Source organism: Xanthomonas sp. NCPPB 1068, from assembly GCF_041479385.2.
GTDB classification, from domain to species: Bacteria; Pseudomonadota; Gammaproteobacteria; order Xanthomonadales; family Xanthomonadaceae; genus Xanthomonas; species Xanthomonas cannabis.
Genome location: NZ_CM192986.1, coordinates 3,496,111 through 3,509,661, shown reverse-complemented (window position 1 = coordinate 3,509,661; position 13,551 = coordinate 3,496,111). Strand labels below are relative to the sequence as shown.

At 67.5% G+C, this 13,551-nt stretch carries 9 protein-coding genes, 1 pseudogene and 1 riboswitch; all 10 genes and pseudogenes read left to right on the top strand.

All coding sequences use genetic code 11. From position 1 onward, the window contains the following. The first annotated feature begins 14 nt into the window (after window positions 1–14). Window positions 15–1,343 carry an LLM class flavin-dependent oxidoreductase gene (locus tag ACCQ12_RS14810; RefSeq protein ID WP_372382080.1) on the top strand — a complete coding sequence of 443 codons (1,329 nt, stop codon included), beginning with the start codon at window positions 15–17 and terminating at the stop codon, window positions 1,341–1,343. Window positions 1,344–1,359: 16 nt separating this feature from the next. Further along, the gene (gene mgrA, locus ACCQ12_RS14805) at window positions 1,360–2,400 is read left to right on the top strand and encodes an L-glyceraldehyde 3-phosphate reductase (RefSeq protein WP_372382079.1); all 1,041 of its coding nucleotides are present in this window, start codon (window positions 1,360–1,362) and stop codon (window positions 2,398–2,400) included. Continuing rightward, window positions 2,397–3,524, top strand: a complete 1,128-nt coding sequence (locus ACCQ12_RS14800; RefSeq protein ID WP_372382078.1) for an aliphatic sulfonate ABC transporter substrate-binding protein — start codon at window positions 2,397–2,399, stop codon at window positions 3,522–3,524. The genes mgrA and ACCQ12_RS14800 overlap by 4 nt, the downstream gene beginning before the upstream one ends. Window positions 3,525–3,642: 118 nt before the next feature. Continuing rightward, the gene (ssuC, locus tag ACCQ12_RS14795; protein WP_372382077.1) at window positions 3,643–4,437 is read left to right on the top strand and encodes an aliphatic sulfonate ABC transporter permease SsuC; all 795 of its coding nucleotides are present in this window, start codon (window positions 3,643–3,645) and stop codon (window positions 4,435–4,437) included. Next, a complete protein-coding gene (locus ACCQ12_RS14790; RefSeq protein WP_372382076.1) occupies window positions 4,434–5,264 on the top strand; it encodes an ATP-binding cassette domain-containing protein in 831 nt (276 codons plus the stop codon). The genes ssuC and ACCQ12_RS14790 overlap by 4 nt, the downstream gene beginning before the upstream one ends. 255 nt (window positions 5,265–5,519) lie before the next feature. Then, window positions 5,520–8,105, top strand: coding sequence for an ATP-dependent chaperone ClpB (gene clpB, locus ACCQ12_RS14785; RefSeq protein ID WP_372382075.1), 2,586 nt, complete (start codon window positions 5,520–5,522; stop codon window positions 8,103–8,105). A 233-nt stretch (window positions 8,106–8,338) separates the two neighbouring features. Beyond that, window positions 8,339–9,625, top strand: a complete 1,287-nt coding sequence (locus ACCQ12_RS14780) for an O-acetylhomoserine aminocarboxypropyltransferase/cysteine synthase family protein (RefSeq protein ID WP_104579905.1) — start codon at window positions 8,339–8,341, stop codon at window positions 9,623–9,625. A 125-nt stretch (window positions 9,626–9,750) separates the two neighbouring features. Further along, window positions 9,751–9,975: riboswitch (cobalamin riboswitch) on the top strand. 117 nt (window positions 9,976–10,092) lie between these two features. Next, on the top strand, window positions 10,093–11,970 hold the full coding sequence (btuB, locus tag ACCQ12_RS14775) for a TonB-dependent vitamin B12 receptor (protein ID WP_372382074.1): 1,878 nt from the start codon (window positions 10,093–10,095) through the stop codon (window positions 11,968–11,970). 259 nt (window positions 11,971–12,229) lie between these two features. Beyond that, window positions 12,230–12,421: pseudogene (locus ACCQ12_RS14770) on the top strand (bifunctional adenosylcobinamide kinase/adenosylcobinamide-phosphate guanylyltransferase); the annotation flags it as partial. Further along, window positions 12,418–13,464, top strand: a complete 1,047-nt coding sequence (cobT, locus tag ACCQ12_RS14765) for a nicotinate-nucleotide--dimethylbenzimidazole phosphoribosyltransferase (protein WP_184367313.1) — start codon at window positions 12,418–12,420, stop codon at window positions 13,462–13,464. The pseudogene ACCQ12_RS14770 and the gene cobT, both read left to right, overlap by 4 nt. Window positions 13,465–13,551: the final 87 nt, after the last annotated feature.

Genomic DNA, 13,551 nt, shown 5'->3' with positions numbered 1-13,551 from the left:
TGCGGTGGTCCACGATGAGTGCGCCACGTCAGCTGTCGCTGGGTGCGTTCCTGATGGCCACCGGTCATCACGTGGCGGCGTGGCGGCATCCGCAGGTCAGTGCGCAGACGCTGGATTTTGCGCAATATCGCGAGATGGTGCGCATTGCCGAAGCCGCCAGGTTCGACGCGGTGTTCGTCGCCGACAGCCTGGCCGCAGCGGGCGGGCCGGTCGCCCCGCAGATGGCGCGTTCCAGCCTGTTCGAGCCGCTGACCCTGCTCAGCGCGCTGGCAGCGGTGAGCGAGCGCATCGGCCTGATCGCCACCATGACCACCAGCTACAACGAGCCGTATCACGTGGCGCGCAAGTTCGCCTCATTGGATCATCTCTCCGGCGGGCGTGCCGGCTGGAACCTGGTCACCTCCGATGCCGCCGACGAGGCGCTCAATTTCAATCGCGATGCGCATTACGTGCATGCCGAGCGCTATGCGCGGGCGCGCGAGTTCCAGCAGGTGGTGGCCGGGCTGTGGGACAGCTGGGACGACGATGCCTTCATCGCCGACAAGGCGGCCGGCCTGCATCACGACCCGGCGCGTGCGCATGTGCTGGACCACCGCGGCACGCACTTCCAGGTGCGTGGCCCGCTCAATATTGAGCGTGCACCGCAGGGCCACCCGGTGCTGGTGCAGGCCGGCTCGTCCGAGCCGGGGCGTGCGCTGGCCGCCGAGACCGCGGAGGTGGTGTTCACCGCGCAATCGTCGCTGGCCAAGGCGCAGGCTTTCTATGCCGACATCAAGGGACGACTGGAACAGTTCGGCCGCACGCGCGATGCGCTGAAGGTGTTGCCGGGCGTGTTCATCGTGGTGGGGCAGAGCCAGGCCGAGGCGCAAGAAAAATTCGAGCAGTTCCAGGACCTGGTGGAGCCGCAGGTCGGCATCGCGCTGTTGTCGCGGATGCTGGGCAACTTCGACCTGTCCGGCTATCCGGCCGATGGTCCGCTGCCGGAATTGCCGCTCACCGAAACCGGCCAGCGCAGCCGCCAGCAATTGTTCACCGAGCTGGCCGGGCAGGAACAGCTGAGCATCGCCCAGCTTGGCCGGCGCATTGCCGGCGGGCGCGGCCACTACAGCCTGATCGGCACGCCCACGCAGATTGCCGACGAGTTGCAGGCCTGGTTCGAACAGGGCGCTGCAGACGGGTTCAACGTGCTGGTGCCGCATCTGCCCGGCGGCCTGGCCGATGTGGCCACGCACGTGGTGCCGGAGCTGCAGCGGCGTGGGCTGTTCCGGCGTGAATATGCCGGGCGCACGCTGCGCGATCATCTGGGGCTGGCACGCCCCGTCAATCGCTTCAGCGCTCGCTGATCAATCGGAACCACTCATGCGCTATCTCGCACATCCCGACCGTTACGACCGTATCGCCTACCGCCGCGTCGGCCGCAGCGGCCTGGTGTTGCCGGCCCTGTCGCTGGGCCTGTGGCACAACTTCGGCGACAGCACGCCGATCGACACCCAGCGCGCATTGCTGCGCACCGCGTTCGACCTGGGCATCACCCACTTCGATCTGGCCAACAACTACGGCCCGCCGTACGGCAGCGCGGAGATCAACTTCGGCCGGCTGCTGCGTGAAGATTTCAGGCCGTATCGCGACGAATTGATCATTTCCACCAAGGCCGGCTGGGACATGTGGCCGGGCCCGTACGGGCAGGGCGGCAGCTCGCGCAAATATCTGCTGTCCAGCCTGGATCAAAGCCTGCAGCGGCTAGGCGTGGAGTATGTGGACATCTTCTATTCGCATCGCTTCGATGCGGACACCCCGCTGGAAGAGACCGCCGGTGCGCTGGCCAGTGCGGTGCAGCAGGGCAAGGCGCTGTACGTGGGCGTGTCGTCGTATTCGGCAGCGCGCACGCGCGAGATTGCCGCGCTGCTGCGCGAGTGGAAGGTGCCGCTGCTGATCCATCAACCGGCCTACAACCTGTTCAACCGCTGGCCGGAGCAGGAGTTGCTGGACACCACCGCCGACCTCGGTGCCGGAGTGATTGCGTTTACGCCGTTGGCGCAGGGTCTGCTTACCGGCAAGTATCTGGAGGGCATTCCCGAGGATGCGCGCGTCAATCGCCCCGGCGGTCAATCCTTGCGGCCCGAACACCTGTCCGACGACAACCTGCAACGCGCACGCGGCCTGAATGCCATTGCGCAACGGCGCGGGCAGAGCCTGGCGCAGCTGGCGCTGGCCTGGGTGCTGCGCGATCCACGGGTGAGCTCGGCCCTGCTGGGTGCCAGCCGGCCGGAGCAACTGGTGGAAAACGTGGCGGCATTGCAGGCGCCTGCGTTCACTGCAGAAGAGTTGGCCGAGATCGACCGCCATGCGGTCGAGGGCGGGATCAATCTTTGGGAAAAACCCTCCACCGATTGGCAATGAGGAAGCTGCCGATGCGTCACTGCGTTTCAGTAACGACAATCGAAACGGCCACGCAGCCGTTGGCCGCGCGTGGCGGCGAAACGCAGGCGGCGGGTAGGGTAGGTGCAAAGCGCTGGCTGCGTGCGGCGCGCCGCCGGCTGACAGCTGCGCGCGCGGGCTGGGTGGCCGTGTGGGTGTCTGCGTTGCTGTTCTTCAGCATCGTGTCTGTGCAGCCTGCGCTCGCAGCCGAGCCGGCGCAGTTGCGCATCGGTTATCAAAAGGCGGTGTCGAGTCTGGTGCTGGCCAAGCAGCATCGCTTGCTGGAACAGCGCTTTCCCCGCACCAGGATCACCTGGGTGGAATTTCCGGCCGGACCGCAATTGCTGGAGGCCTTGAACGTGGGCAGCATCGACCTCGGCGGCGCCGGCGACATTCCGCCGTTGTTCGCGCAGGCTGCCGGGGCCGACCTGCTGTATGTGGGTTGGGTACCACCCACGCCGAAGGCCGAAACCATCCTGGTGCCGGCCAAGAGCACGCTGCGCACCGTGGCCGACCTCAAGGGCAAGCGCGTCGCGTTTCAGAAAGGCTCCAGCGCGCACAACCTGTTGTTGCGCTTGTTGGCCAAATCCGGCCTGGGCCTGCGCGACATCACGCCGTTGTATCTGTCGCCGGCCAACGCGCGTGCGGCCTTCGCGGCCGGGCAGGTGGATGCGTGGGCCATCTGGGACCCGTGGTATTCGGCCCTGACCCTGGATGGCAGTGCACGCCTGCTCGCCAACGGCGAAGGGCTGGGGCTGACCGGCGGGTTCTTCCTGTCGTCGCGCCGCTATGCCACCGCGTGGGGTCCGTTCGTGCAACAGGTGATGGTGCAACTCAACCAGGCCGATGGCCTGCTGGAGCGCGACCGCGCCGGCAGCATCAAGGTGCTGGCGCAGGTGAGCGGGCTGCCGCCTGCGGTGGTCGAACGCACACTGGCGCACCGCCCGCCGGCCAGCGTGCAGCCGCTCAATGCGCAGGTCATCAAGGCCCAGCAAGCCACCGCCGACCTGTTTCATGCACAGCGCCTGCTGCCCAAGCGCGTGCTGGTGGCACCGGCGGTGTGGCGCGCGCCTGCACCTGCCGCTGCACAGCCGGCGGGCAAGTGATGCGCTCGATGGCATGCACGTGTGCAATGCGGCACCGGAAACCTGCGCGCGCGCAGGTGAGCGCCCACGTGTCGATGCAACACGCGGTAATGCGATGCGCCGCCGCCACGGTGCTGCAATGAGCGCCCGCGCACGCCGTCTGGGCACTGGCTTGGTGCCCTGGTTGCTGCCGCTGGCATTGCTGCTGGCATGGCAGATTGCCGCGGCCACGGGCTGGCTGCCGCAGCGCATTCTTCCTGCGCCCGATGCGGTACTGCGTGCCGCCATCACGCTCGTGCGAAGTGGTGAGCTGTGGCAGCACCTGGCCATCAGCGGTTGGCGCGCGGCGGTGGGCCTGGCCATCGGCGGCAGCATCGGCCTGGCACTGGGCCTGTTGACGGGCGTGTCGCAGGTGGCGGAACGGTTGCTCGACAGCAGCCTGCAGATGCTGCGCAACGTGCCGCATCTGGCGCTGATTCCGCTGGTGATCCTGTGGTTCGGCATCGACGAGGGCGCCAAGCTGTTCCTGGTGGCGCTGGGCACGTTCTTCCCGATCTATCTCAATACCTATCACGGCATCCGCAGCGTGGACCCGGCCTTGATCGAGATGGCGCGCAATTACGGCCTGCGTGGGCCGCAGCTGTTTGTCGATGTGCTGCTGCCCGGCGCGCTGCCCTCCATCCTGGTCGGCTTGCGCTTCGCGCTGGGGCTGATGTGGCTGACCCTGATCGTGGCCGAGACCATTTCGGCCAGTTCCGGCATCGGCTATCTGGCCACCAATGCGCGCGAGTTCCTGCAGACCGACATCGTGGTGGTGGCGATCGTGCTGTACGCGCTGCTCGGCAAGCTGGCCGACCTGGCCGCACGCGGCCTGGAAGCCTGGTGGCTGGGCTGGCACCCGGCACACCAGCAGCGTGCGCAGGTGCGCCGATGAGCGCGACCGACACCGGCCTGCCGCTGAGCCTGCGCGGCATCGGCAAGCGCTATGGCGACAGCGAGGTGCTGCGCGGCATCGATCTGCAGATCGCCCCCGGCGCCTGCGTCGCGGTGGTGGGCCGCAGCGGCTGCGGCAAGAGCACGCTGCTGCGGGTGATTGCCGGGCTGGAAGCGGCCGACAGCGGCACCGTGGAGAGCGGCGCTGCGCCGCTTGCCGCGCAGCGCGATGCAGTGCGGCTGATGTTCCAGGACGCGCGGTTGCTGCCGTGGAAGCGGGTGATCGACAACGTGGCGCTGGGGCTGGGCCGTGCCGGCCGCATGCAGGCCCAGGCCGCGCTGGATGCGGTGGGGCTGGGCACGCGTGGCGGCGACTGGCCAGCGGCGCTTTCTGGCGGCCAGCGGCAGCGCGTGGCGCTGGCGCGCGCGCTGGTGCATCGGCCACGGCTGCTGCTGCTGGACGAACCACTGGGCGCGCTGGATGCATTGACCCGTATCGAAATGCAGCAGCTGATCGTGCAGCTGTGGCGGCACTACGGCTTCACCCTGGTGCTGGTGACCCATGACGTGGCCGAAGCCTGCGCGCTGGCCGACCGCATCGTGGTGGTCGAGCAGGGTCAGGTCGGCCTGGATGTCGCGGTGCCGGTGGCGCACCCGCGTGCGCCCGGGTCACCGGCCCTGGCGGCGATCCAGGCGCAGGTACTGTCGCGCCTGCTGGGAGCTGCGCAGACCTCCGAGCAGGCGGCTGCGGCGAAGGCCGATGTGCGGCGCGACGCCACGCGTGAGGCTGCGCGACACGGAGGGGCACCGCTGCAGCGGATCGTCTAGCAGCCGGCGTCGGGCGCGAAGGCTCCGCCGCCGCGCCCTGCGCTACGCGTCCTCCCTCAACCAGCAGGCAAGAGGCTGCGGTGCGCCATCGCAACCGCACACCGGCTGCGTGCGCCGCCTGGCACTGCTGATTGGAGCCGGGCACCGGCGTCGCTGCGGCCCGGCTCCGGCACCGGCAAGCCTTGAAACCCCGCCCGGCAACCGCATCTGCACGGTATCGCCGGCGTCGCCGGCCACCCGTTCAGAGGATTTCCCATGCGGATGGACAAGCTCACCTCGCGGTTCCAGCAGGCACTGGCCGACGCGCAATCGCTGGCCGTGGGCCGCGACCACAACATCATCGAGCCGGTGCACGTGCTGGCCGCGCTGCTCGACCAGAGCGGCGGCAGCACGCGCCCGCTGCTGTCGCAGGCCGGCGTCAACGTGCCGCTGCTGCGCGAGCGCCTCGGCGAGGCGCTGGACACGCTGCCCAAGGTCTCCGGGCAGGAAGGCAACCTGTCGATCGGCAACGACCTCAATCGCCTGCTCAACCAGACCGACAAGCTGGCCCAGCAACATGGCGATGCCTTCATCGCCAGCGAGTGGTTCGTGCTGGCTGCCGCCGACGATGCCAGCCCGCTGGGCGTGGCCCTGCGCGCGGCCGGTGGCGACAAGAAGAAGATCGAAGCGGCCATCGACAAGCTGCGCGGCGGCGAAACCGTGCAATCGGAAAACGCCGAGGAACAGCGCCAGGCGCTGGAGAAATACACCATCGACCTGACTGCGCGTGCCGAAAGCGGCAAGCTCGATCCGGTGATCGGCCGCGATGAAGAGATCCGCCGCACCATCCAGGTGCTGCAGCGCCGTACCAAGAACAACCCGGTGCTGATCGGCGAACCCGGCGTGGGCAAGACTGCCATTGTCGAAGGCCTGGCCCAGCGCATCATCAACGGCGAAGTGCCCGAAGGCCTGCGCGGCAAGCGCGTGTTGTCGCTGGACATGGGTGCGTTGATTGCCGGCGCCAAGTTCCGCGGCGAATTCGAAGAACGCCTGAAGGCGGTGCTCAGCGACCTGTCCAAGAACGAAGGCCAGATCATCCTGTTCATCGACGAGCTGCACACCATGGTGGGCGCGGGCAAGGCCGATGGCGCGATGGATGCCGGCAACATGCTCAAGCCGGCGCTGGCGCGCGGCGAGCTGCATTGCATCGGCGCCACCACGCTGGACGAATACCGCAAGTACATCGAGAAGGACGCCGCACTGGAGCGGCGTTTCCAGAAGGTGTTCGTGGGCGAGCCGACGGTGGAAGACACCATCGCCATCCTGCGTGGGCTGAAGGAACGCTATGCCGTGCATCACGGGGTGGAGATCACCGACCCCGCAATCGTGGCCGCGGCCACGCTGTCCAACCGCTACATCACCGATCGCCAGTTACCGGATAAAGCCATCGACCTGATGGACGAAGCCGCATCGCGCATCCGCATGGAGATCGACTCCAAGCCGGAGGAACTCGATCGCCTGGAGCGCCGCCTGATCCAGCTCAAGATCCAGCGCGAGATGCTGAAGAAGGAAAAGGACGACGCCTCGCGTCAGCGTCTGGCCGATCTGGAAACCGACATCGATAAGCTGGAGCGCGAGTTCTCCGACCTCAACGAAGTGTGGAAATCGGAGAAGGCCGCGTTGCAGGGCACCACCAAGATCAAGGAGCAGATCGAGCACGCCAAGCTGGAATTGGAGGCCGCGCAGCGCCGCCAGGACTACGCCAAGATGAGCGAGATCCAGTACGGCGTGCTGCCGCAGCTGGAGAAGCAGATGCTGCTGGCCAACGAAGTCGAACACCACGACTTCAAGCTGGTGCAGGACCGCGTCACGGCCGAGGAAATTGCCGAAGTGGTGTCGCGCTGGACCGGCATTCCGGTCAACAAGATGCTTGAAGGCGAGCGCGACAAGTTGTTGCGCATGGAGGAGGAGCTGCATCATCGCGTGGTCGGTCAGAACGAGGCGATCAAGGTCGTCTCCGACGCGGTGCGGCGTTCGCGCGCCGGCCTGTCTGATCCCAATCGCCCCAGCGGCTCGTTCCTGTTCCTGGGGCCGACCGGCGTGGGCAAGACCGAGTTGTGCAAGGCGCTGGCGGATTTCCTGTTCGACAGCACCGAGGCGATGATCCGCATCGACATGAGCGAGTTCATGGAGAAGCACTCGGTCTCGCGCCTGATCGGTGCACCCCCGGGCTACGTGGGCTACGAAGAGGGCGGCTACCTCACCGAGGCGGTGCGCCGGCGCCCGTATTCGCTGATCCTGCTGGACGAGGTGGAAAAGGCGCATGCCGATGTCTTCAACATCCTGCTGCAGGTGCTCGACGATGGCCGCCTCACCGATGGGCAGGGCCGCACGGTGGACTTCCGCAATACCGTCATCGTGATGACCTCCAACTTGGGCTCGCACCAGATCCAGGAGCTGTCCGGCGACGGCAGCGCCGAGGCCTATACGCAGATGAAGGCGGCGGTGATGGGCGTGGTGCAGGCGCATTTCCGCCCGGAGTTCATCAACCGGCTGGACGACATCGTGGTGTTCCACCCGCTGGACAAGGCGCAGATCAAGTCGATCGCGCGCATCCAGTTGCATGGGCTGGAAAAACGCCTGTCCGAGCGCGGCCTCAAGCTGGATCTGGACGATGCCGCGCTGGAATTGTTGGGCAATGTCGGCTTCGACCCGGTGTATGGCGCACGCCCGCTCAAGCGCGCGATCCAGTCGCAGGTGGAGAACCCGTTGGCGCAGCAGATCCTGTCGGGGCAGTACCTCAGCGGCGACACCGTGCAAGTGCGCGCGCAGGGCGGGCGGCTGGAGTTCGGCAAGAGCTGACAAGCCGATGACGGGGCGCTGTAACGCATGTGCGGGATGCGTTATGAATTGCCTCGTCTGTCCACCTCTTCCGTTCGCGGGAGAGGTGCAGTGGGATCGCATGTGCTTGACCGTTGTTGGTACGCACGGCGCTTGGAGGAGACTGGTCGGCATAAGCTGATAACGCTCGGTTAGCACGGTTGTTGTGCAACGTCGCTATCGTCGCTGTCTTCCGTCCAGCAGCGAGCCGTGCCATGACCGATCCGCAGTGGAAGCCTGAAACCATCGCCGTGCATGGCGGGTATCGCCCCGACCCGACCACGCGCGCGGTGGCGGTGCCGATCTATCAGACGGTGGCGTATGCGTTCGACGATACCCAGCATGGCGCGGACCTGTTCGACCTGAAGGTGCAGGGCAACATCTACAGCCGCATCATGAACCCCACCAACGACGTGCTGGAGCAGCGCGTGGCCGCGCTGGAAGGCGGCATCGGCGCCTTGGCGCTGGCATCGGGGCAGGCCGCGGTGACGTATGCGATCCAGACCATCGCCGAGGCCGGCGACAATATCGTTTCGTCCAGCGCCTTGTATGGCGGCACCTACAACCTGTTCGCGCATACGCTGCCGCAGTTCGGCATCAGTACGCGCTTTGCCGACTATCGCGACCCGCAGGCGTTTGCCGGCTTGATCGACGAACGCACCAAGGCAGTGTTCGTCGAGTCGATCGGCAATCCGCGCGGCAACATCACCGATATCGAGGCGGTGGCGGCCGTGGCGCATGCCCACGGCGTGCCGTTGATCGTGGACAACACCGTCGCCACGCCGTCGCTGCTGCGGCCGATCGACTTCGGTGCCGACATCGTGGTGCATTCGCTGACCAAGTATCTAGGCGGGCACGGCAACAGCATCGGTGGGGCGATCGTGGACAGCGGGCGCTTTCCGTGGGCGGCGCACAAGGCACGCTTTCCGCGCCTCAACGAACCGGATGTGAGTTACCACGGCGTGGTGTATACCGAGGCCTTGGGCGAGGCGGCGTATATCGGGCGTGCACGGGTGGTGCCGCTGCGTAATACCGGTGCGGCGCTGTCGCCGTTCAACGCGTTCTTGATCCTGCAAGGCATCGAAACATTGCCGCTGCGCATGGAGCGCATCAACGCCAATACCTTGGCCATTGCGAGGTATCTGCAGCACCACGCACGCGTTGCCTGGGTCAACTACGCCGCGTTGCCGGATCACCCCGAGCATGCGTTGGCGCAGAAATATCTGGGCGGCCACGGGTCCGGGGTGCTCACGTTTGGTCTGCCAGGCGGGCGTGCGGCCGGCGCGCGTTTCCTGGATGCGCTGCAGCTGTTTACCCGGCTGGTGAATATCGGCGATGCCAAGTCGCTGGCGACGCACCCGGCGTCCACCACGCACCGCCAGCTGGGCCCGGCCGAGCTGGAGCATGCCGGGGTGAGTGAAGACACCGTGCGGCTGTCGATCGGCATCGAGCATATCGATGACTTGCTGGCGGATCTGGAGCAGGCGCTGCAGGGGGCGTGAGGTTTAGCCCCTCTCCCCATGAAGGAGGACAATGTCCCGACGGGAGAAGGAAGCGGTCATTCACCGCCCAGCGCGTGGAGACGCGCTTGGCTTGGCCGGTGGTCGCAGACCTCTGAGGCGCCTGCTACCATGCGCGCCCCTGAGGTGACTGCCGCAGTTGCGGTGGTTTAAACGGGAATCCGGTGCGCGGCTCGCCTTGGGCGGGTCGCAATTCCGGAGCTGCCCCCGCAACGGTGGGCGAGATAAGGGTCTGCACGTCACGCCACTGTGCTTGCATGGGAAGGCGCAGGCCTGGGAAGCGTCCGCTTCCACTCGCGAGCCCGGAGACCGGCCTGAGGGACAAGACCCGGCACGCGGTGGGCGTGGCCTTGATCGTCTGGCGCTGCGGCGTTGGGCGCCTGGCCCGTTGCTGTCTGCCGCCCCCATTGCCCCCGCGCGGGTAGGCGCGGTTCCAGGAGCAGCAGTCGATGTCCGTTTCTTCCGTTTTGCCGACCCGCGCCGTGCTGGCCGTGGGGCTGTCGCTGTGCATGGCCAACCTGGCCCGGGCCGAGGCCGCCGTCGATCTCGACGAAGTCGTGGTCACCGCCTCGCGCACCGCGCAGACCCAGGACCAGACACTGGCGCCGGTCACGGTGATCGACCGCGCGCAGATCGAGCGTCGCCAGGTCACAGCATTGCAGGATCTGCTGCGTGGCGAAGCCGGGGTGTCGCTGGCCAACAACGGCGGGCCGGGCAAGCCGACCTCGCTGTTCCTGCGCGGCACCGAATCCGACCAGGTGGTGGTGCTGATCGATGGCGTGCGCATTGGCTCGGCCACCTCCGGTGGGGCGGCCTTGCAGGACCTGCCGATCGAACAGATCGAACGCATCGAGATCGTGCGTGGCCCGTTTTCCAGCCTGTATGGTTCCGAAGCGTTGGGCGGGGTGATCCAGATCTTCACCCGTCGCCCGCAGGGCAGCTTCGTGCCGATGCTCAGCGTGGCTGCCGGCAGCAACACCGCGCGCCGCTACGGTGCCGGCCTGGCCGGGCGGAGCGAGGGCGATCTGGGCGAGGCCGGCGGGTGGTATTCGGTCAACGCAGTGCATGACGAAACCGACGGCATCAATGCGTATCTGGACACCAGTTCCAGCGCCTACGACCCGGATCGCGATGGGTACCGCAATGATTCGCTGAGCGTGCAGGGCGGCTGGCGCTTCAACCGGCAGTGGGATGCCGACGTGCACGCGTTGCGTGCGCAGAGCCGTAACGACTACGACGGCTCTGTCTTTGGCGGCAACCTGTCCAAGGGCGTGCAGCAGGCGGTCGGTGGCCGTGTGCGTTACGCACCCACCGATGCGCTCAAGTTCACCGCCAGTGTCGGCGGCAGTTCCGACTTCAGCGATGCGTATTACGACGGTGCGTACGTCTCCACCTACGACACCCGCCGCAAGCAGGGCTCGTTGCAGGCCGACATCACCACGGCGCCGGGCCTGTTGACGGTCGGCTTCGACTGGCAGCGCGACGCCATCGCCAGCAGCGACAACTACGACGCCGACAGCCGCATCGACCGCGCGGCATTTGCGCAGTGGCAGCAGAGCTTCGGTGCGCAGTCGGTGCAGGCCAGCCTGCGTCGCAACGACAACAGCCAGTTCGGCGGCAAGACCACCGGCAGCCTGCTGTGGGGTTGGGACGTTGCCGAGCACCTGCGCCTGACCGCCAGCTACGGCACCGCGTTCAAGGCGCCCACCTTCAACGAGCTGTACTACCCGGACTTCGGCAACCCGCTGCTCGGGCCGGAGACGTCCAACAGTGCGGAGCTTGGGCTGCGGGGGCGCTACGACTGGGGCACCTGGACGCTCAGCGCCTTCCAGACCCGCATCAGCGACCTGATCGCCTATGACGCCTCGCTGGTGGATGCTGCCCACCCCTTTGGCCAGCCGAACAACATCGACAAGGCGCGCATCCGTGGCGCCGAAGCCGGTTACGAGACTGCGCTGGCTGGCTGGACGCTGCGTGGCGCGCTGACCTGGCTGGCGCCGCAGGCCGATGGCGAGGTCGGGCACGGCAACTGGCTGCCGCGTCGCGCCCGCCAGAGTGGGCGCATCGATGCCGACCGCACCGTCGGCGCGTTCGGCGTGGGCGCAAGCCTGTTCGGCTCGGGCGAGCGCTTCGATGACCTGGCCAACACCGAGCGCCTGGCCGGTTACGGCCTGCTGGACCTGCGCATGAGTTATGCGATCAACACGGACTGGAAGGTGCAGTTCACCGCCAACAACGTGTTCGACCGCCGCTACGAAACCGCGCGCTGGTATGCGCAGCCCGGGCGGAATTACCTGCTCACCTTCCGCTACCAGCCAGCGCAATAACGCGATCTTTCGTCGCGCGAAGGCGGGATGCGCTGCGGCGGGTGCCGACGGTCCGCAGGCGCTGGCCGCTTTGCCGGGCTGGGGGGATTGGCCGTGCTGCGTCCCCCGGCTCATGCCGCGCTGCATGGCGGCTCGCTCGCCCGTCCGGGTGACGCGCTGCAACGCCTCCGGAGACCGCCGCCCTGACGCAGCCCGCCCGCCTGCCGGGACACCCGGATGCGGGGCGCCTGCATGCGCGAATGTGACCTGTTGCACACCGCTGCCGCAGTTGCCCGGGCAGGGGGTGCTGGTCAGCAACGCGGGCGGGCACGGCGATGTACCGCCGGGCGAACTCACGCCTCGTTTTGTCGATGAAGCCGGCCGGCGGCGCCAGGCATTGGCGCTACAGTGCGGGCCTGCGATGGTGGTGGTGGCAGGTTTGCCCATGGTGCTGACGGGAGAAGCGGTGTGAGTAGCGACTGGATCCTTGCTGCATGCGCAACGCCGGATGCGCGCGTGCGCGCTGCGGCGCTGGCGCGGCAGGAACAGCTGACCAAGCCGCACGGCGCGCTGGGGCGGCTGGAGCAACTGGCGGTGCAGCTGGCCGCCTGGCAACGCAACGCGCACCCGACCGTGCAGCGGGTGTGGATTGCGGTGTACGCCGGTGATCATGGCGTTGCCGCCGAAGGTGTCTCGGCCTTTCCGCAGGCGGTCACCGGCGAGATGGTGCGCAACTTCGCACGCGGCGGCGCAGCCATCGCGGTGCTGGCGCGCGAGCTCGGCGCACGGCTGGAAGTGGTGAACCTGGGCGTGGTCAACGACCCGGGCGAGCTGCCACGGGTGCGACGTGCGTGGATCGCGCCGTCCACCGCCAATCTCTGCGAGCAGCCGGCGATGACTCAGGCGCAGTTGCGCGATGCGCTTGCCGCCGGCGCCGAGAGCATCGCGCAGGCCAGGAGTTGCGATACGCAGTTGTTCGTCGGCGGCGAGATGGGGATCGGCAATACCACCGCCGCCGCCGCGCTGAGTTGCGCCTTGCTGTCCCAATTTCCGCAGGCGATGGCCGGTGCCGGCACCGGCCTGGATGCCGAGGGCATCGCGCACAAGGCCACGGTGATCGCGCGTGCGCTAGCCGTGCACGCCGATGCGGCTACCCCGCTGGAACGGTTGCGCCGGCTCGGTGGCTTCGAGATCGCCGCCCTGGTCGGTGCGTATATCGCCGCTGCGCAGGCCGGCATCCCGGTGCTGGTGGACGGCTTCATTTCCACCGCTGCGGCATTGGTCGCCACCCGTCTCAACCCTGGCGTGCGCGAATGGCTGCTGTTCGGGCATCGCTCGCAGGAACGCGGTCACGCTGCGCTGCTGCGCGCACTCGATGCCGAACCGCTGCTGCAGCTGGATCTGCGCCTGGGCGAGGCCAGCGGCGCGGCGGTGGCGATTCCGCTGCTGCGCAGCGCCTGCGCCTTGCACAACGGCATGGCCACCTTTGCCGAGGCCGGCGTATCCGACGCATGAGCGTGCGGACCACCTTGCTGCGGCATGCGATACCGCCAGCGCAGTGAGCGCGGCCAGTTCGAGGACCCGCTGACCGAACCGGGGTGG

What these genes read in the sequence shown, in the direction of transcription:
- ssuC (WP_372382077.1), top strand. Translation starts at nt 3,643, where the DNA reads ATGAGCGCCCGCGCACGCCGTCTGGGCACTGGCTTGGTGCCCTGGTTG.
- clpB (WP_372382075.1), top strand. Translation starts at nt 5,520, where the DNA reads ATGCGGATGGACAAGCTCACCTCGCGGTTCCAGCAGGCACTGGCCGAC.
- ACCQ12_RS14780 (WP_104579905.1), top strand. Translation starts at nt 8,339, where the DNA reads ATGACCGATCCGCAGTGGAAGCCTGAAACCATCGCCGTGCATGGCGGG.
- ACCQ12_RS14790 (WP_372382076.1), top strand. Translation starts at nt 4,434, where the DNA reads ATGAGCGCGACCGACACCGGCCTGCCGCTGAGCCTGCGCGGCATCGGC.
- mgrA (WP_372382079.1), top strand. Translation starts at nt 1,360, where the DNA reads ATGCGCTATCTCGCACATCCCGACCGTTACGACCGTATCGCCTACCGC.
- btuB (WP_372382074.1), top strand. Translation starts at nt 10,093, where the DNA reads ATGTCCGTTTCTTCCGTTTTGCCGACCCGCGCCGTGCTGGCCGTGGGG.
- ACCQ12_RS14810 (WP_372382080.1), top strand. Translation starts at nt 15, where the DNA reads ATGAGTGCGCCACGTCAGCTGTCGCTGGGTGCGTTCCTGATGGCCACC.
- ACCQ12_RS14800 (WP_372382078.1), top strand. Translation starts at nt 2,397, where the DNA reads ATGAGGAAGCTGCCGATGCGTCACTGCGTTTCAGTAACGACAATCGAA.